At 72.9% G+C, this 17749-nt stretch carries 16 protein-coding genes; 12 read left to right on the plus strand and 4 right to left on the minus strand.

Annotated features, from left to right (window positions below; all coding sequences use genetic code 11):
• The first annotated feature begins 24 nt into the window (after nt 1–24).
• Nucleotides 25–357 (plus strand): rhodanese-like domain-containing protein, encoded by a 333-nt coding sequence (locus MODMU_RS01210; RefSeq protein ID WP_014738323.1) that lies wholly within the window; start codon nt 25–27, stop codon nt 355–357.
• Between the two features lie 69 nt (nt 358–426).
• On the opposite strand, the gene MODMU_RS01215 is transcribed toward MODMU_RS01210, so the two are convergent.
• Nucleotides 427–2040 carry a long-chain fatty acid--CoA ligase gene (locus MODMU_RS01215; RefSeq protein ID WP_014738324.1) on the minus strand — a complete coding sequence of 538 codons (1614 nt, stop codon included), beginning with the start codon at nt 2038–2040 and terminating at the stop codon, nt 427–429.
• Between the two features lie 282 nt (nt 2041–2322).
• Here MODMU_RS01215 and chvE point away from each other — a divergent pair, with 282 nt between their 5' ends.
• From chvE to araA, 7 genes are all read left to right on the plus strand, one after another.
• Entirely contained in the window at nt 2323–3477 is a 1155-nt protein-coding gene (chvE, locus tag MODMU_RS01220) for a multiple monosaccharide ABC transporter substrate-binding protein (RefSeq protein WP_014738325.1), read from the plus strand.
• Nucleotides 3478–3657: 180 nt separating this feature from the next.
• On the plus strand, nt 3658–5196 hold the full coding sequence (gene mmsA / locus MODMU_RS01225) for a multiple monosaccharide ABC transporter ATP-binding protein (RefSeq protein WP_014738326.1): 1539 nt from the start codon (nt 3658–3660) through the stop codon (nt 5194–5196).
• Complete coding sequence (gene mmsB / locus MODMU_RS01230; protein WP_014738327.1) at nt 5193–6464, plus strand: multiple monosaccharide ABC transporter permease; 1272 nt, start codon at nt 5193–5195, stop codon at nt 6462–6464. Before mmsA ends, mmsB begins: the two co-directional genes overlap by 4 nt.
• Before the next feature lie 33 nt (nt 6465–6497).
• Nucleotides 6498–7544: a LacI family DNA-binding transcriptional regulator gene (locus tag MODMU_RS01235; protein WP_014738328.1), complete on the plus strand. Its 1047-nt coding sequence runs from the start codon at nt 6498–6500 to the stop codon at nt 7542–7544.
• A 103-nt stretch (nt 7545–7647) separates the two neighbouring features.
• Nucleotides 7648–9288 carry a xylulokinase gene (locus MODMU_RS01240; protein WP_014738329.1) on the plus strand — a complete coding sequence of 547 codons (1641 nt, stop codon included), beginning with the start codon at nt 7648–7650 and terminating at the stop codon, nt 9286–9288.
• On the plus strand, nt 9285–9959 hold the full coding sequence (locus MODMU_RS01245; RefSeq protein WP_014738330.1) for an L-ribulose-5-phosphate 4-epimerase: 675 nt from the start codon (nt 9285–9287) through the stop codon (nt 9957–9959). The genes MODMU_RS01240 and MODMU_RS01245 overlap by 4 nt, the downstream gene beginning before the upstream one ends.
• Before the next feature lie 14 nt (nt 9960–9973).
• The gene (gene araA / locus MODMU_RS01250) at nt 9974–11476 is read left to right on the plus strand and encodes an L-arabinose isomerase (protein WP_041794834.1); all 1503 of its coding nucleotides are present in this window, start codon (nt 9974–9976) and stop codon (nt 11474–11476) included.
• A 50-nt stretch (nt 11477–11526) separates the two neighbouring features.
• On the opposite strand, the gene MODMU_RS01255 is transcribed toward araA, so the two are convergent.
• Nucleotides 11527–12735 (minus strand): cytochrome P450, encoded by a 1209-nt coding sequence (locus MODMU_RS01255; RefSeq protein ID WP_014738332.1) that lies wholly within the window; start codon nt 12733–12735, stop codon nt 11527–11529.
• Between the two features lie 89 nt (nt 12736–12824).
• On the opposite strand from MODMU_RS01255, the gene MODMU_RS01260 reads away from it, so the two are divergent.
• Together MODMU_RS01260 and MODMU_RS01265 are read left to right on the plus strand one after the other, a co-directional pair.
• Nucleotides 12825–13760: a DUF5926 family protein gene (locus tag MODMU_RS01260; protein WP_014738333.1), complete on the plus strand. Its 936-nt coding sequence runs from the start codon at nt 12825–12827 to the stop codon at nt 13758–13760.
• A gap of 50 nt (nt 13761–13810) precedes the next feature.
• Nucleotides 13811–14800, plus strand: coding sequence for a cytochrome c oxidase assembly protein (locus MODMU_RS01265; RefSeq protein WP_014738334.1), 990 nt, complete (start codon nt 13811–13813; stop codon nt 14798–14800).
• 31 nt (nt 14801–14831) lie between these two features.
• On the opposite strand, the gene MODMU_RS01270 is transcribed toward MODMU_RS01265, so the two are convergent.
• Nucleotides 14832–15386 (minus strand): sigma-70 family RNA polymerase sigma factor, encoded by a 555-nt coding sequence (locus tag MODMU_RS01270; RefSeq protein ID WP_014738335.1) that lies wholly within the window; start codon nt 15384–15386, stop codon nt 14832–14834.
• A gap of 46 nt (nt 15387–15432) precedes the next feature.
• Between MODMU_RS01270 and MODMU_RS01275 the strand changes: the two genes are divergently transcribed.
• Complete coding sequence (locus MODMU_RS01275) at nt 15433–16179, plus strand: zf-HC2 domain-containing protein (RefSeq protein ID WP_083869635.1); 747 nt, start codon at nt 15433–15435, stop codon at nt 16177–16179.
• Here MODMU_RS01275 and MODMU_RS01280 read toward each other — a convergent pair.
• Nucleotides 16176–17408, minus strand: a complete 1233-nt coding sequence (locus MODMU_RS01280; RefSeq protein ID WP_041794836.1) for an arginine deiminase — start codon at nt 17406–17408, stop codon at nt 16176–16178. The two genes, MODMU_RS01275 and MODMU_RS01280, sit on opposite strands and share 4 nt — an antisense overlap.
• Before the next feature lie 85 nt (nt 17409–17493).
• On the opposite strand from MODMU_RS01280, the gene MODMU_RS01285 reads away from it, so the two are divergent.
• Nucleotides 17494–17748: a hypothetical protein gene (locus tag MODMU_RS01285; protein ID WP_014738338.1), complete on the plus strand. Its 255-nt coding sequence runs from the start codon at nt 17494–17496 to the stop codon at nt 17746–17748.
• Nucleotide 17749: the final 1 nt, after the last annotated feature.

Genomic DNA, 17749 nt, shown 5'->3' on the forward strand with positions numbered 1-17749 from the left:
ACGCGTGCCACCATGGATCGCGTGATGATGCCCCAGCAGGTGCCGACCGTGCCCGCCGCCGAGGTCCCCGACGACGCCGTCGTCCTCGACGTCCGCGAGGACGACGAGTGGGCGGCGGGGCACATCGAGGGGGCGACGCACGTCGCGATGGGCGACGTGCCGTCCCGGCTCGACGAGCTGCCCGAGGGTGACCCGCTGTACGTCACCTGCCGCAGCGGCGGGCGGTCGGCCCGGGTGACCGCCTGGCTCAACCAGAACGGCTACGACGCGGTCAACGTCGGCGGCGGCATGGGGGAGTGGGACGCCTCGGGGCGGCCGATGGTCAGCGAGACCGGCCGTCCCCCGTACGTCGTATAAGGACCCCCCACGGCCCCGTCCCGAGGCTCGCCCCGAGCTCGCGAGGGGTGAGGAGGACGGGGTCCTTCATCAGTCCCGGGAGTACTCGGCGAAGCGGGTGCGCAGGTCCTTCTTGGAGAACTTGCCCACGCTGGTCTTGGGCACCTCGTCGATGAACTCGACGGCGTCGGGCATCCACCACTTGGCCACCAGCGGCGCGAGGTGGTCGAGGATGTCCTGCTCGGTCGCGGTCTCGCCCGGCTTGAGCACGACGCAGGCCAGCGGCCGCTCGTCCCACTTGGGGTGCGGGATGCCGACGACGGCGGCCTCCTTCACCGCCGGGTGGCTCATGATCGCGTTCTCCAGGTCCACCGAGGAGATCCACTCCCCGCCGGACTTGATGAGGTCCTTGGTGCGGTCGGCGATCCGGATGTTGCCGTCGGGAGCCATCGCGGCGACGTCCCCGGTCTTCATCCACCCGTCGGAGGTCAGCAGCTCGACCCCGGCGTCGGGGTTGTAGTAGGCGGCGGCGCACCACGGCCCGCGCACCTGCAGCTCACCGGTCGCCTTGTCGTCCCAGGGCTGCTCCTCGAGGGTGTCGGCGTCGACGATCCGCGCCTCCACGCCCAGGAACGGGATGCCGGCGCGGGCCCGCTGGGCGGCCTTGGTCGCGTCGTCGGCGTCGTCGAAGGCGCGCGACAGCACGCCCGAGGAGGCGACCGGGTGGGTCTCGGTCATGCCCCACGCCTGCAGGATCGGCAGCCCGACCTGCTCGCGGTAGGCCTCCGACAGCGCCTTGGGCACCGCCGAGCCACCGCAGCCGATCTCCCGGAGCTTGTGCGGGCGCCCGGCCAGGTGCGGCAGCACGCCCTGCCAGATGGTGGGCACGCCGGCGGTGAAGGTGACGCCCTCCTCGACGATCAGGTCGGCGAGCGCCTTGGGCTGCATCATCGAGCCGGGCATGACCATCGCCGCCCCGGCGGCCGGTCCGGCGTGCGCGATGCCCCAGGCGTTGGCGTGGAACATCGGCACGACCGGCATCGCGGCGTCCCGGACACCCAGACCGAAGGCGTTGGGCGAGATGACGCCCATCGTGTGCAGGTAGGTCGACCGGTGCGAGTAGACGACGCCCTTGGGGTTGCCGGTCGTGCCGCTCGTATAGCACATGTAGGCGGCGGAGCCCTCGTCGGTGACGTGGAAGTCGACCGGTGCGGCGTCGGCCAGCAGCGTCTCGTAGTCGAGCACCCGCGGGTCGTCGGGCACCTCGTTGTCGCCGCCGTCGTCCATCACGACCACGTGCCGGATGGTGGTCATGGTGTCGATCAGCGGCCACAGCAGCGGCAGCACGGTGCGGTCGACGAAGACGACCTCGTCCTCGGCGTGGTTGGCGATGTAGGTCAGCTGCTCGGGGAACAGCCGGATGTTGAGCGTGTGCACCACCCGGCCGCTGCACGGCCCGGCGAAGTACAGCTCCAGGTGCCGCTGGCTGTTCCAGCCGAAGGTGCCGATCCGGCCGTCGGCGCTGATGCCCAGGGTGTCGAAGACGCCCCCGAGCCGGCGGGTCCGCTGCGCCCACTCGGCGTAGGTGGACCGGGTCCGGCCAGCCGGGCCGTCGGTGACGATCGCGACGTCGCCGTGGTGCTGCTCGGCGTGCCGGAAGATCGTGTCGATGGTCAGGGGGACGTCCTGCATCAGCCCGCGCATGGCCGCATGGTGCCAGTGACCGCGCTCACGTTCCACCCGTCCCGGCATCCCCGGGGACCGGACCGGTTCCGCTCCGCCGTCGACAGCTCACCCGATGGAGTGGTGCACGACCGGTCGTCCGCCCGGGCCTCCCGCTGATGAACGGGCCGTTACGCGACCGTGACGATCCATCTCGGTCACAGGGGTTGACGGCACAGGGTTGTTAGCGTTCACACTGTGTCGCTCGCACAGATGCGGGCCTGCGCCCTCTGGCGGCAGATGTCTCGAAGGAGAGATGTGGCAGTGAACAAGAAGCTGGGGCTGACCGCCCTGGGCGCCGCACTGGCAGTCGGCCTCACGGCCTGTGGTGGCAGTGGCGCCGGCGGCGGCTCGAACGACACCGCGAGCAGCGACCCTGCGGACCTGACGATCGGCGTCTCGATGCCGACGCAGACCTCCGAGCGCTGGATCGCCGACGGCGAGGCCGTGCAGAGCCAGCTGGAGGACGCCGGCTACGAGGTCGACCTCCAGTTCGCGAACGACGACATCCCGACCCAGGGTCAGCAGATCGACCAGATGATCACCGAGGGCGCCGACCTGCTGGTCGTCGCCGCGATCGACGGCACCGCGCTGAGCAGCCAGCTGCAGGCCGCTGCCGACGCGGACATCCCGGTCATCAGCTACGACCGCCTGATCCGCGACACCGAGAACGTCGACTTCTACGTGAGCTTCGACAACTACAAGGTCGGCGTCGCGCAGGGCACCGCGCTCCTGGTGGGCCTGGGCATCCTGAACAAGGACGGCTCGCAGGGCACCGCCACCGGGCCGTTCAACATCGAGCTGTTCGCCGGCTCGCTGGACGACAACAACGCCGCCTTCTTCTTCAACGGCGCGTTCGACACCCTCAAGCCCTTCATCGACGACGGCACCCTCGTCGTGAAGTCGGGCCAGACGAGCATCGAGCAGGCCGCCACCCTGCGCTGGGCGCAGGAGACGGCCCAGAAGCGCATGGAGGACCTCCTCACCGGCAGCTACAACGACGGCACCAAGGTCAACGGCGTGCTCTCGCCCTACGACGGCATCTCGCGCGGCATCATCACCGCCCTGCAGAACGCCGGCTACGGCCCGAACCTGACCTCGACCCCGACCCCGCTGCCGGTGGTCACCGGTCAGGACGCCGAGATCGCCTCGGTCAAGCTGATCAACGACGGTGTCCAGAGCTCCACGATCTTCAAGGACACCCGCACCCTCGCCGCCCAGGCCGTCACCGCGGCCCAGGCGTTCCTCGAGGGCAACGAGCCCGAGGCCAACGACACCGAGACCTACGACAACGGTGTCAAGGTCGTCCCCTCGTACCTGCTGCCCATCGAGACGGTCTACAAGGACGACATCCAGTCGGTCCTGATCGACTCCGGTTACTGGACGGCCGACGAGGTCGCCAAGGGCCAGGCCGGCTGACCCACCGCACCACGGACCCGGCCGGGCTCGGCAGCACGACTGCCGAGCCCGGCCGGTACCACCTCCCGAGCCTGCCCCTCCGGACAGATCGGGACAGCCCGGGAGCCGGGCACCCGAACAAGGGCCGGGTGGCGCACACTCGGTCCGTCATCCCCCAGAGAGGCAAGGACGACGGCGTCCATGGACGACTACATCCTGGAGATGCGCTCCATCACCAAGACGTTCCCCGGCGTGAAGGCGCTGTCGGACGTGTCACTCGCGGTGCGGCGCGGCGACGTCCACGCCATCTGCGGTGAGAACGGCGCCGGCAAGTCGACGCTGATGAAGGTCCTGTCCGGGGTCTACCCGGCCGGCTCGTACGACGGCGAGATCGTCTACGACGGCGAGGTGCAGAAGTTCGGCAGCATCCGCGACAGCGAGCACCAGGGCATCGTGATCATCCACCAGGAGCTCGCGCTGGTGCCCTACCTGTCCATCGCGGAGAACATCTTCCTGGGCAACGAGCGCAAGGGCCGCAACGGCCTGATCGACTGGAACAAGGCCAACGCCGAGGCTGCCGCGCTGCTCGCCGAGGTCGGCCTGACGGAGAACCCGGTCACCCCGGTCGGCACCCTCGGCGTGGGCAAGCAGCAGCTGGTCGAGATCGCCAAGGCGATCTCCAAGGACGTGAAGCTGCTCATCCTCGACGAGCCGACCGCGGCGCTGAACGACACCGACTCCGCGCACCTGCTGGACCTGCTGCGGCGCTTCCGCGACCGGGGCATCACCTCGATCATCATCTCGCACAAGCTGAACGAGATCGTGGCGATCGCGCAGCACACCACGATCATCCGCGACGGGAAGACCGTGGAGACGCTCGACATGAGCGCCCCGGACGTCGACACCGACCGGATCATCCGCGGCATGGTCGGCCGCGACCTGGAGTCCTACTACCCCGACCGCGAGTCGCACCCCGGCGAGGAGGTGCTGCGCGTCGAGGGCTGGACCGTCCGGCACCCCACCCAGGACCGGCTCGTCGTGGACCACGCCGACTTCAACGTGCGGGCCGGTGAGGTCATCGGCATCGCCGGCCTCATGGGCGCCGGGCGCACCGAGCTGGCGATGAGCATCTTCGGGCGCTCCTACGGGCGCTACGAGGAGGGCCGCGTGTTCGTGCACGGCCGCGAGGTCAAGGCCCGCAGCGTCTCCGAGGCCATCGACCACGGCATCGCCTACGCCACCGAGGACCGCAAGAAGTACGGCCTCAACCTCATCGAGGACATCCGGCGCAACGTCTCCGCGGCCGCCCTGTCCAAGCTCTCCACCCGGGGCTGGGTCAACGGCAACGAGGAGACCAAGATCGCCGAGGACAGCCGGCGCGACATGAACATCAAGGCGCCGAGCGTCTCGTCCATCGTCGGCAAGCTCTCGGGCGGCAACCAGCAGAAGGTCGTGCTGTCCAAGTGGCTGTTCACCGACCCGGACGTGCTGATCCTCGACGAGCCGACCCGGGGCATCGACGTGGGCGCCAAGTACGAGATCTACACGATCATCAACAAGCTGGTGGCGGCCGGCAAGGCCGTCATCGTCATCTCGTCCGAGCTGCCCGAGCTGCTCGGCATCTGTGACCGCATCTACACGCTCTCGGCCGGGCGCATCACCGGCGAGCAGCCGGTTCGTGAGGCCACCCAGGAGAGCCTCATGAAGCTGATGACCAAGGAGAGGGAGCTCGCAGCATGACCAGGACCGTGGGGCCACAGCCCGGGGCATCACCGGAGACCAACCAGACCCCGGCGGAGGTCGCCGACGCGCAGGCCCAGGCCACCAAGGTCGGCACCAGCGACATCCGCGAGCTGCTCACCCGCAACCTCCGGCAGAGCGGCATCTACATCGCGTTCTTCGTCGTGGTGGTGCTGTTCGCCATCCTGACCGGCGGCACGTCGCTCAGCCCGGGCAACATCACCAACATCGTCCTCCAGTACTCCTACGTGCTGGTGCTGGCGATCGGCATGGTCATCGTCATCATCGCCGGCCACATCGACCTGTCGGTGGGCTCGGTCGTCGCGCTGACCGGTGCCACCTCCGCCGTCCTGGTCATCCGGCAGGGCGCGCCGTGGTGGGTCGGCATGCTCGCGGCGATCGCCGTCGGCCTCCTGGTCGGCGTCTGGCAGGGCTTCTGGGTCGCCTACGTCGGGATCCCGGCGTTCATCGTGACCCTGGCCGGCATGCTCATCTTCCGCGGGCTGACGCTGCAGGTGCTGGACAACATCTCGCTGTCGCCGTTCACCCCGGAGTACCAGAAGGTCTCCAGCGGCTTCCTCAACGGCCTGCTCGGCGGCAACGGCTACGACGCCTTCACGCTGCTCATCGGTGCGCTCGCGGTGGCCGGCTACGCGGTCAGCGGCTTCCGCACCCGGGTGGCGCGGATCCGCTACAAGCAGCCGGTGGAGAGCTTCCCGCTCTTCGTCGCCCGGGTCGTCGTCGTCGCCGCCGTGGTCATGTACTTCGCCTGGCAGCTGGCCCACGCCCGCGGCCTGCCGATCGTGCTGATCATCCTGGGTGTGCTGATCACCGTCTACGGCATGATCACCAAGCGCTCGGTCTTCGGGCGCCAGGTGTACGCCATCGGCGGCAACCTGGCGGCGGCCACGCTGTCCGGTGTCAAGGTCCGGATGGTCAACTTCTGGATCTTCGTCAACATGGGCTTCCTGGCGGCGGTCGCGGGGATCATCTACTCCTCGCGCTCCAACGGTGCGCAGCCGGCGGCCGGGCAGAACTTCGAGCTCGACGCCATCGCGGCCGCCTTCATCGGTGGCGCCGCCGTCACCGGTGGTGTCGGCACGGTGGCCGGCGCGATGGTCGGTGGTCTGCTCGTCGCCGTCCTGAGCAACGGCATGCAGCTGCAGGGCGTCGACCAGTCGATCCAGTCGGTCATCAAGGGCCTCATCCTGCTGCTCGCCGTCGCCTTCGACGTCTACAACAAGCGGCGGGCCGGCTCCTCCCGCTGACGGTCCGCAGGACCACCGACGGGGGGCGGCAACGTGGCCGCCCCCATGAAGGAGGCGACCGTGCTGCCCGAGGGGGCGCCGCGAGCGTTGGGCATGTCGGACGTCGCGGCTCGGGCCGGCGTCTCGCACCAGACCGTGTCCCGGGTCGTCAACGGCCACCCGAACGTCGCCGCGAGCACCCGGGAACGCGTGCTCCGGGCCATCGCCGAGCTGGGCTACCGGCCCAACGCGGCGGCCCGGGCGCTGGTCACCGGGTCGTCGCGGACGATCGGCCTGGTCACCTCGCACATCAACCAGTACGGCCCGGCGCAGACCCTGCTCGGGCTCGAGCAGGCCGCCCGGGCGGCCGGCTACTCGCTGAGCGTCGCGATCCTCGACGACGACAGCGAGCGGGCGATGCGCGAGGCGGTCGACCGGTTCGTCGCGCAGTCGGTCGACGCGGTGGTGGCGCTGTCCACCTACGGCCAGGCCGTCGACGCGCTGCGCCGGTTCACCGCGCCGGTGCCGCTGATCGCGGTCCAGGTGGGCCGGGGTGAGCAGCACCCGACCGTCTGGGTCGACCAGGAGCTGGGTGCCGAGCTCGCCGTCCGGCACCTGCTCGACCTCGGCCACCGCACCGTCCACCACGTCACCGGTCCGGTCGACTCGCTGGAGGCGCGGGGCCGGGTGCGGGGCTGGCGCCGGGCGCTGATCGAGGCCGGGGCGCCGGTGCCCGAGCCGGTCGAGGGCGACTGGATGGCCTCGGCCGGGTACGCCGCCGGCCGCCGGCTGGCCGGGCTCCGCCGGCAGGGCGCGGACGTCACCGCGGTCTTCCTCGCCAACGACCAGATGGCCCTCGGGCTGCTGAACGCGCTGACCGAGGAGGGCGTGCACGTGCCGCGGGACATCAGCGTGGTCGGCTTCGACGACGTCCCGGAGGCCGCGTACTACTCCCCGCCGCTCACCACGGTCCGGCAGGACTTCGCCGAGCTGGGTCGCCGCGGGGTCCAGCTGGTGCTGTGCCGGCTGCACGGCGAGGACCTGCAACCCGATCCGGTGGTGCCGCAGCTGGTCGTGCGACGCTCCACCGGCCCGGTTTGACCGCTGCTGTTGTTAACGCTAACAATCATCCCCCGCCGCGTCCCGCGGCCGACGGTCCGCTGGGACCAGCCTCTCGGCGGGAGCCGGGGAAGGAGCTCCTGACATGACGACGGACGCCGCCACGGCGATCACCGCGGGTCGCACGGCCCTCGGCATCGAGCTCGGGTCGACCCGGATCAAGGCGGTGCTGATCGGTCCCGACCACGCACCGCTCGCCGTCGGGAGCCACGACTGGGAGAACCAGCTCGTCGACCGGCTGTGGACCTACTCGTTGGACACCGTGTGGTCCGGGCTGCAGCGCAGCGTCGCGGCCCTGGCCGAGGACGTGCGGCGACGCCACGGCGTCGAGCTCGCCGGGGTCGGCGCACTCGGCGTCTCGGCGATGATGCACGGCTACCTCGCGTTCGACGCCGACGGCGGGCTGCTGACGCCGTTCCGCACCTGGCGCAACACGAACACCGGCCGCGCGGTGGAGCGGCTGAGCGCCGAGCTCGGCCAGAACATCCCGCACCGGTGGAGCGTGGCGCACCTCTACCAGGCGGTGCTCGACGGCGAGGAGCACGTCGGCCGGATCGACCACCTGACGACCCTGGCCGGCTACGTGCACTGGCAGCTCACCGGCCGCAAGGTGCTCGGCATCGGCGACGCCAGCGGCATGTTCCCGATCGCCGCGGGCACCGCTGGGTACGACACCGCGATGCTCGCCCGGTTCGACCAGCTGGCCGCCGAGGCGGGGGCCGAGCTGGAGCTCGCCGCGCTGCTGCCGGCCGTCGCCGTCGCCGGGGAGCCGGCCGGCACGCTCACCGAGGCCGGCGCACGGCTGCTCGACCCCACCGGGTGGCTGCAGCCCGGCGTCCCGCTCTGCCCCCCGGAGGGCGACGCGGGCACCGGGATGGTGGCCACCAACTCGGTCGCCCCGCGCACCGGCAACGTCTCGGCCGGCACCTCGATCTTCGCCATGGTCGTGCTCGAGCGGGAGCTGTCCCGGGCGCACCGCGAGCTGGACCTGGTGACCACGCCGGCCGGTGACCCGGTGGCGATGGTGCACTGCAACAACGGCGCCAGCGAGCTCGACGCCTGGGCCGGGCTGTTCGGCCAGTTCGCCCGCGCGCTGGGCGCCGAGGCCGACTCCGCGACGGTGTTCCGGACGTTGTTCACCGCCGCGCTCGACGGGGCCGGCGACGGCGGCGGGATGCTCGCCTACAACTACCTCTCCGGCGAGCCGATCACCAAGCTCGAGGAGGGCCGCCCGCTCTTCCTCCGGTCCCCGGACAGCCCGCTGGACCTCGGCTCGTTCATGCGCACGCACCTGTACTCCTCGCTGGCCACCCTGCGCATCGGCATGGACGTGCTGCAGAAGGCCGAGGGCGTGCGGCTGGACCGGATGTTCGCCCACGGCGGCCTGTTCAAGACCGAGGGCGTGGCGCAGCGGTTCCTCGCCGCCGCGATCGACACCCCGGTCTCGGTCGGCGACGTCGCTGCCGAGGGAGGCGCCTGGGGGATCGCCGTGCTGGCCGCCTTCGCCGCCGGGCGCTCGCCGGAGCAGGGCCTGGCCGACTACCTCGACGGCACGGTCTTCACCGACGCGAGCCTGCAGACCGCCGAACCCGACCCCGCCGACGTCGCGGGCTTCGACGCCTTCATGCAGCGGTACCTCGCCGGCCTCCCGGTCGAGCGGGCCGCCGTGGAGCACGTGGCCGTCGGTGCCCCGACCACCCCCGAGAGCCAGGAGCAGCCGGCATGACCGCCCCGACCGAGAACGGCACGCACCGTGAGCAGCGCGAGCACGTCGCGGCGCTGCACGCCTACCTGACCCGCTACGAGCTGGTCACCTGGACCTCGGGCAACGTCTCCGAGCGGGTGCCCGGCGAGGACCTGTTCGTCATCAAGGGCAGCGGGGTCGAGTACGACCAGCTGACCTGGGAGGGCATCACCGTCTGCGACCTCGACGGCAACCCGCTCGACGGCGTCCGGGCACCGTCGTCCGACACCGCCGCGCACGCCTACGTCTACCGGCACATGCCCGAGGTGAACGGCCAGGTGCACACGCACAGCACCTACGCCGCGGCCTGGGCGGCGCGGCACGAGGAGATCCCCTGCGTGCTCACGGCGATGGCCGACGAGTTCGGTGGGCCGATCCCGGTGGGGCCGTTCGCGCTGATCGGCGACGACTCCATCGGCCAGGGCATCGTCGCGACGCTGCAGGGGCACCGCTCGCCGGCGGTGCTGATGAAGAACCACGGCGTGTTCACCATCGGGCCCTCGGCCAAGGCCGCGGTCAAGGCCGCCGTCATGACCGAGGACGTCGCCCGGACCGTGCACCTGTCGCGGCAGCTCGGGGAGCCCGTCCCCATCGCGCAGGCGGACATCGACTCGCTGTACGCGCGCTACCAGAACGTCTACGGACAACGTTGAGAGAGGACCACCCCGTGCCCTTCGAAGGTCAGGAGATCTGGTTCCTCACCGGCAGCCAGGGGCTGTACGGCGAGAAGACCCTCCAGCAGGTCGCCGAGCAGTCCCAGCGCGTCGCCGCGACGCTGGACGGCGCCGACGCCGTCCCGGTCCGGGTGGTCTGGAAGCCGGTGCTCACCGACGCCGGCGCCATCCGCCGGATCATGGGCGAGGCGAACGAGGACCCGGCCTGCCTGGGCGTGATCACCTGGATGCACACCTTCTCCCCGGCGAAGATGTGGATCTCCGGGATCGACGCGCTGCGCAAGCCGCTGTTGCACCTGCACACCCAGGCCGACGCCGCCCTCCCCTGGGCGACGATCGACATGGACTTCATGAACCTCAACCAGGCCGCCCACGGCGACCGGGAGCACGGGTTCATCCTGACCCGGCTGCGCACCCCGCGGACCACGGTCGCCGGGCACGCGGCCAACCCGCGGGTGCAGGCCCGCGTCGGGTCGTGGGCGCGCGCCGCCGCCGGTGCCGCCGCGGCCCGCGGGCTCAAGCTGGCCCGGTTCGGCGACAACATGCGGAACGTGGCGGTGACCGAGGGCGACAAGGTCGAGGCCGAGATCCGCTTCGGCATGTCGGTGAACACCTGGGGCGTCAACGACCTCGTCGCCGTCGTCGACCAGGTGTCCGACGCCGAGGTCGACGCGGTGGTGGCCGAGTACGGCGACCTGTACGAGATCGAGGCCGACCTCCGGCCCGGCGGCGAGCGGCACGACAGCGTCCGCTACCAGGCCCGGATCGAGGTGGCGCTCCGCTCGTTCCTCACCGACGGCGGGTTCGGCGCGTTCACCACGAACTTCGAGGACCTCGGCGGGCTGCGCCAGCTCCCCGGCCTCGCCGTCCAGCGGCTGATGGCCGACGGGTACGGCTTCGGTGGCGAGGGCGACTGGAAGACCTCGGCGTTGCTGCACGTGCTCAAGACCGCTGCCCAGGGCCTGCCCGGCGGCACCTCCTTCATGGAGGACTACACCTACGACCTGGCCTCGGACACCCCGAAGATCCTCGGCGCGCACATGCTCGAGGTCTGCCCGTCGATCGCCGGTGAGCGTCCGCGGCTCGAGGTGCACCCGCTGGGCATCGGCGGCCGCGAGGACCCGGCGCGGCTGGTGTTCGACGCTGCTCCGGGCGCCGGGATCACGCTGGGCTGGTGCGACCTGGGCGACCGGTTCCGCTGGGTCTCCAACGTCGTCGACGTGGTCGAGCCGTCGGAGCCGCTGCCGAACCTGCCGGTCGCCCGCGCGGTGTGGGAGCCCCGGCCGGACTTCGAGACGGCGACCGAGGGCTGGCTCACCGCCGGCGGGCCGCACCACACGGTGCTGTCCACCCAGCTCGGGGCCGAGGAGCTCACCGACCTGGCCGAGGTCTTCGACACCGAGCTGGTGCTCATCGACTCGGACACCACCCGCCGCAGCCTGGCCAAGGAGCTGCGCTGGAGCGCCGCCTACCACCGCCTCGCCCAGCGCCTCTGACGCACTGAGTGGAGTGCCAGGGCGCGGTTTCCGCGCCCCTGGCACTCCGCTCAGCGGGTGAGGACGACGGGCAGGTCGTACAGGCCGCGCATCACGAACTCGGGACGACGCCGGGCGGGGGCGCCGAGCTCGAGCGCCGAGGTGCGGCCCAGCAGCGCGCCGAAGGAGGCCTGCAGCTCCACCCGGGCCAGCGGCGCGCCGATGCAGAAGTGCACGCCGGCGCCGAAGGAGATGTGCGGGTTGTCCGCCCGGCCGACGTCGAGGGTGTCGGCGTCGGCGAACACGGCCGGGTCCCGGTTCGCGCTGCCCAGCAGTGCGGCGATCTTCTGCCCCCGCGCGACGGTGGCGCCGCCGACCTCGACGTCCTCGGTGGCCGTCCGCTCGAAGAGCTGCAGCGGCGAGTCGAAGCGCATCAGCTCCTCGATCGCGGTGGGCATCAGGCCGGGGTCGGCGCGCAGCCGGGCCAGCTCCGCGGGGTGCTCCAGCAGGGCCAGCAGGCCGTTGCCGCTGACGTTGACCGTCGCCTCGTGGCCGGCGTTGAGCAGCAGGATGCAGGTGGTGACCAGCTCGTCCTCGGTGAGCCGGTCGCCCTCCGCGTCCCGGACGGTGACCAGGTGGGTCAGCAGGTCCTCGCCGGGCGCCTGCCGCCGCTCGGCCGCCAGCTCCCGCAGGTAGGCCACGAACTCGTCGGCGGCCCGCTCGGCGGCGTCCTCGATCTGCGTCGTCCGGCCGTACTCGTACATCTTCACGATCGCGTTCGACCAGGGCCGCAGCAGCGGGCGGTCGGCCGCGGGCACCCCGAGCAGCTCGGCGATGACGGCGACCGGCAGCTCCTCGCTCATCCCGGACAGCACGTCGACCGGCGTCTGCCCGGCCGAGCGCTCGACCAGCTCGTCTACGAGCGAGTCGGCCAGCTCCTGCACCCAGGGCCGCAGCCGCTCGACGTGACCGCGGGCGAAGGCCGCGCTGATCAGCCGGCGCAGCCGGGTGTGCGTCGGCGGCTCCATCTCCAGGATCGCGTTCCGGTGGATCAGGTTGAAGCTCTCGAACCGCTCCGCCGGCGCCTTGTCCGACCAGATCCGGCCCAGCCGGCGGTCCCGCAGCACCGCGTTGACCTCCGGGTGGCCGAAGGCCAGCCACATGCCCAGCCCCTCGTGCCACTGGACGGCCCCGCGGGCCCGGGCGGCGGCGAACGCCGGGTAGGGGTCGGCGATGACGGCGGGGTCGGTCAGGTCGAGGGGCGCAGCAGCCAACGTCACCCGCGGAGCCTAATCGGAGGACCCCGGCGCCCCCGGCCCCTCGTGGGCTCGCGGCGGGGCACCGCGGTGGGGCCACTTACGCTGGCCCCATGGCCCGCACCACGACCCGCCGTCCCGCCGCCGCTCCCGCCGCCGCCGGGGAGGTCAACCCGAAGGCCCCCTGCCCGTGCGGCTCCGGCCGCCGCTACAAGCACTGCCACGGCTCCGGCTACGCCCCGCCCGTGCGCCGGCCGTTCGAGGGCCTGACCGGTGAGGCCGACTGGGTGGCGCTGCGCGAGCTGGTGCCGGCGGCGACCGCGACGCTGCGCACCACCGACGGCACGGACGTCGTCCTCGCCAGCGTGCTCCCCGGCGGGACGCCGGCGCTGGTCCGGGCCAACGGGCAGATCCTGCTGGGCCTGCAGCTGGCGACCTCCTCCGACGACATCAGCCGCGACCTGGGCACCTCCCTGGCCGCCGCGCTGGAGGCCCCCGCCGGCGCCCCGGTCGACCCGGGCCCGATCGGCGCCGCTGGCTCGGCCGGGCCCCGGCTGCAGGAGCTGCTGGACCCGAGCGCGCCGTTCGACGTCACCGTGCACGAGGACTTCGGCTTCTGGCTCGAGGGCGCCACCGTCGACCCCGCCGCCCAGGCCGGGCTGGCGCACGCCAACGAGATGGTCATGCCGACCGTGCGGCTCGAGGGGCTGGAGGCCGCCTACTGGTGCCGTCCCGGCGAGGAGCGGGCGCACGTCCGCTGGGTCCGCCCGGAGCCGGAGGAGGCGCTGCTGGACGCGCTGGCCCGGCTCTCCGCCGCCGAGCAGCTCACCCTCGGCGAGGGCACCCGCTACGCCGGGGCCTTCCGCGCGCACGGTCTCGTCGTCCCGGTGTGGGACGTCCCCGCCGACGTCCCCGGCGCGGAGTGGGCCGGCCCGTCGGCCGGGCTGCAGTCGCGGCTGGAGGCCGCGCTGGCGGTGACCGACCCGCTGACCGCCGACCAGCGCCGCGCCCGCGCCGGGCTGCTGTCCCGGCAGGTCACCCTGCGCTGAACCGGCCTACCGTGGGTGCCGTACTCGAGGGCTGAGGGGAAGGACGACGGGTGGACCACGACGGCATGGGCGGCATGGGGGGCATGCACCTGCCGGAGCTGCCGCCGACCGCGGCGCGGGTGCTGGGCCTGGACCTGGGCTCGGCCTCGCCGGTCGCCTGGCTGGCGGTGCTGCTGGCGGTCGGGTACGGCCTGGGCCTGTGGCGGCTGCAGCGGCGGGGCGTGTCCTGGCCGGTCGGGCGGACCGTCGCCTGGCTGGTCGGCTGCGCGTTGCTGTTCTACGTGACCGCGAGCGGTCTGCAGACCTACGGCATGGGCATGTTCAGCCTGCACATGGTCCAGCACATGGTGCTGACCATGCTGTCGCCGCTGTTCCTGCTGATGGGGGCGCCGGTGACGCTGGCGCTGCGCGGGCTGCCCGCCGTCCCCGGCCCGGCGGGCATGCCGCGCCGGGTGCTGCTCAGCTGCCTGCACAGCCGGCTGGCGCAGGCGGTCGCCTCACCGCTGTTCACCGTGCCGCTGTTCATCGCCAGCCTGTACGGCGTCTACTTCACCCCGGTGTTCGACGACCTGATGGCGTCGACCCCCGGGCACACGTTGATGCTGCTGCACTTCCTGGTCACCGGGCTGCTGTTCTTCGGCCCGATCCTGGCGGTCGACCCGTGGCCGCGGCAGTCCAGCCACGGCGGCCGGATGCTCGAGCTGCTGCTGCCGGCGCCGTTCCACGCCTTCTTCGGCGTCATCGTGATCATGAGCAACACGGTGCTGCTGTCCAGCTACGCGAACCCGCCGGCGTCCTGGGGCATCGACCCGCTCTACGACCAGGGCGCGGCCGGTGGCATCGCGTGGTCCTTCGGTGAGTTCCCGACGGTGCTGGTGCTCGCGGTGGTCTTCTTCTCCTGGACCCGGAGCGAGGAGCGGGCCAACCGGGCCGCCGACCGCAGCTACGAGCGGGCCGTCGCCCGCGGCGAGAGCGGCGAGGACCCCGCGCTGACCGCCTACAACGAGCGCCTCCGCCGGATGGCCGCCCAGAACCCCTGAGCAGTCGGGGCCATGTTGGCCAACATGGCCCTCAGGAGGGGCGGCGGCTGCGGGGGTGGTCGGCGGCGACCAGGGCCTGCACCAGGTCGGCGCGGGCCCGGGCCACCCGGGAGCGGATGGTGCCGATCGGGCAGCCCACCACCTCGGCCGCCTCGGCGTAGGGCAGCCCGATCAGCTGGGTGAGCACGAAGGCCTCCCGTCGCTCGGGCTCCAGCCGGTCCAGCACGTCCTGGGCGGCGACCGTGCCGGCGACCTCGTCAGCGGGCGCGTCGCGCTCCAGCGCGGCCAGGTCGGTGTCCTCGCCGACCAGCACCAGCCCGCGCCGCTTCCGGGTGCGCAGGTGGTCGGCGCAGACCCGGCGGGCGATGGACAGCAGCCAGGTGCGCAGCGACGAGCGGCCCTCGAACCGGGCCAGCGCCGGCAGCGCCCGCAGGTAGGTCTCCTGGGTCAGGTCCTCGGCCACCTGCCGGTCGGCGAGGTGGGCGCACAGCCGCCAGACGTCGGCCTGCGTCTCCCTGATCAGCGCGGCCTGCGCCGCCGTGTCCCCGCCGGCCGCCCGTGCCGCGAGACGTTCCAGCTGTCCCACGTCACCCTCCGGGAACTCCGCGTCCGTCGGCGGCGACTATGCCACCGTGGGCTGTGCAACATGTCGTGAGGCCGTCTCGGCGACGCTGGACGGCGAGTCGCCGGGCGTGCCGCAGCGCTGGGTCGACGAGCACCTGGCGGGGTGCCCGGCCTGCCGCGGCTGGGCCGACGCCGCCGCCGAGGTGACCCGGCGGGCCCGGCTGGTGCCCGCGCAGCCGGTGCCGGACGTGACCGCGGCCGTGCTGGCGCTGCTGCCGGCCGCCCCGTCCCGCCGGCGCCGGCACGGGTGGGACGCCGGGCTGCGGCTCGCCCTGCTGGCCGTCGGCGCCGGGCAGCTCGCGGTCAGCGTCCCGGCGCTGGCCGGCGGGATGACCGGCATGGCCGCCCCGGTGCACCTGACGCACGAGACCGGCGCCTGGAACCTCGGGCTGGCCGCCTGCTTCCTCGTCGTCGCCGTCCTGCCCCGGCTGGCCGCGGGCGCGCTGCCGTTCCTGCTCTCCTTCACCGCCGTGCTCAGCTGGGTCACCCTCGGCGACCTGCGCGCCGGGCAGGTGCACGCCGACCGTGCGGTGGCGCACCTGCTGCTGCTCGGCGGCGCGGTCCTGGTCAGCGCGCTGGCGCTGCGCCACCGGGCGCCGCGCAGCGGTCCCGGGGAGGCGTCCCGGCCGTGGTCGGACCGGCTGGCTGCCCGGCGGCGCCCCGACCCGGGCCGGACGGCGACCGGGCCGGTCGGCGTCGCGGCGGACTGGCCGCGGGACGCCACCGCGACCGCCGGGGAGCGCCGGGCGGCCTAGCCGGGCAGCGGCTCCCGCAGCACCGGGCAGGACATGCACCGCGGGCCGCCGCGACCGCTGCCCAGCTCGGAGCCGGAGATGGCGACGACCTCGATCCCGGCCGCCTCGAGCGCGGCGTTGGTGACCGTGTTGCGCTCGTAGGCGACCGCCAGCCGGGGGGCGAGGGCGAGGGTGTTGTTGCCGTCGTCCCACTGCTCGCGCTCGGCGGTCACCGGGTCCAGACCGGTGTCGATCACCCGGAGCCGGTCGATGCCCATCGCGGTGGCCGCGGCGGTCAGGAACGGCTGCGGCCCCTCCACCGACAGCTCCGTGGTGTCCGCGTCGTCGGGCAGCTCGCCCCCGGCGGTGACCGTCCAGGCCTGCAGCGAGCCGGCGACGGCGGGGTACATGACCATGGCGTCGACGTCGACCATCGTGCAGATGGTGTCCAGGTGCATCGTCGCCCGCTCCTGGGCGATCGGGACGACGAGCACCGTGCGCGCGAGCCCGCGGGCGAACACCCGGCGGGCCAGCCGCTCGGCGCCACCGGCCGTCGTCCGCTCGCCCACGCCGACGGCGAGCACGCCGGGGGAGAGCAGCAGCACGTCCCCGCCCTCCAGGTGCTCCAGCTGGGGGCCGTAGAGCTGGTCGACCCCGGCGAAGCGCGGGTGGTGGGCGTACAGCGCGGCGGTCAGCGCGCTCTCCCGGTCGCGGGCCGGCATGGCCAGCGAGGTCACCGCGACCTGGCTTCCGACCCACACCGACGAGTCGCGGGTGAACATCAGGTTGGGCAGCGGCGGGACGACGAACTCGCCCCGGCCCATCAGCCGGTAGGCCAGCCCGCGGCCGCCGCGCAGCTCGTCGTGGGCGACCCCGGTGATCAGCGCGGTGGCCAGGTCCTCGGGCGCCAGGTCCGACAGGTGCGCGGTGGTGGCGTGCCGCAGGGTGGCGCCCAGCCGCGGGTCGTCGACCGCGGCGGCGATCACCTCCGACCGGGCGGTGGGCACGCCCATCACCTCGGCCAGCAGCCGGTCCAGGTGCAGCACCTCGACGCCGCGGTCGGTGAGCGCGGCGGCGAAGGCGTCGTGCTCCTCCTGCGCGCGGGCCACCCAGGGCACGCCGTCGAACAGCAGCTGGTCGTTGTTGCGCGGGGTGAGGCGCCGCAGCTCGGCGCCGGGGCGGTGCAGCAGCACCGTGCGCAGCCGCCCCACCTCGCTGGTCACGCCCGTGCGAGCGGCGGCAGTCGTCATGGTGCCGAGCCTGGTCGATCACGGTCCGGTCGGCCAGCTCGGACGGGGGAGGCCCCGCCACCCCCGGCCGTGGTCCACTACGGCGGTGAGCCGACCCGACCCCGACCCGCGCCCCGACGCCCCGGCCGGCCCGCCGCGCTGGCTGCTGGTGATGCTCGCGGCCGGCACGTCGCTGCTCGTCGCCGCGGTGCTGGTCATGCTGCTCAGCGTCGCCGGGGTGGACCAGCTGAGCCGGGGCGGGTTCTTCGTGGTCGTCGTGGTGTCGGCGGTCGTCGGCGGCTCGCTGGTCCGGCTGCTCGCCCCGCGGCTGCCCCCGGTCCGCCGTCCGCCGCGGAGCTGAC

This window comes from Modestobacter italicus, assembly GCF_000306785.1.
In the GTDB taxonomy this organism is placed as follows: Bacteria; Actinomycetota; Actinomycetes; order Mycobacteriales; family Geodermatophilaceae; genus Modestobacter; species Modestobacter italicus.

Bases quoted from the DNA above. Each gene is read 5' to 3' on its own strand.
- MODMU_RS01210 (WP_014738323.1), top strand. From the start codon at position 25: ATGATGCCCCAGCAGGTGCCGACCGTGCCCGCCGCCGAGGTCCCCGAC.
- MODMU_RS01215 (WP_014738324.1), bottom strand. From the start codon at position 2,040: ATGCGCGGGCTGATGCAGGACGTCCCCCTGACCATCGACACGATCTTC.
- mmsA (WP_014738326.1), top strand. From the start codon at position 3,658: ATGGACGACTACATCCTGGAGATGCGCTCCATCACCAAGACGTTCCCC.
- mmsB (WP_014738327.1), top strand. From the start codon at position 5,193: ATGACCAGGACCGTGGGGCCACAGCCCGGGGCATCACCGGAGACCAAC.
- MODMU_RS01240 (WP_014738329.1), top strand. From the start codon at position 7,648: ATGACGACGGACGCCGCCACGGCGATCACCGCGGGTCGCACGGCCCTC.
- MODMU_RS01245 (WP_014738330.1), top strand. From the start codon at position 9,285: ATGACCGCCCCGACCGAGAACGGCACGCACCGTGAGCAGCGCGAGCAC.
- MODMU_RS01260 (WP_014738333.1), top strand. From the start codon at position 12,825: ATGGCCCGCACCACGACCCGCCGTCCCGCCGCCGCTCCCGCCGCCGCC.
- MODMU_RS01280 (WP_041794836.1), bottom strand. From the start codon at position 17,408: ATGACGACTGCCGCCGCTCGCACGGGCGTGACCAGCGAGGTGGGGCGG.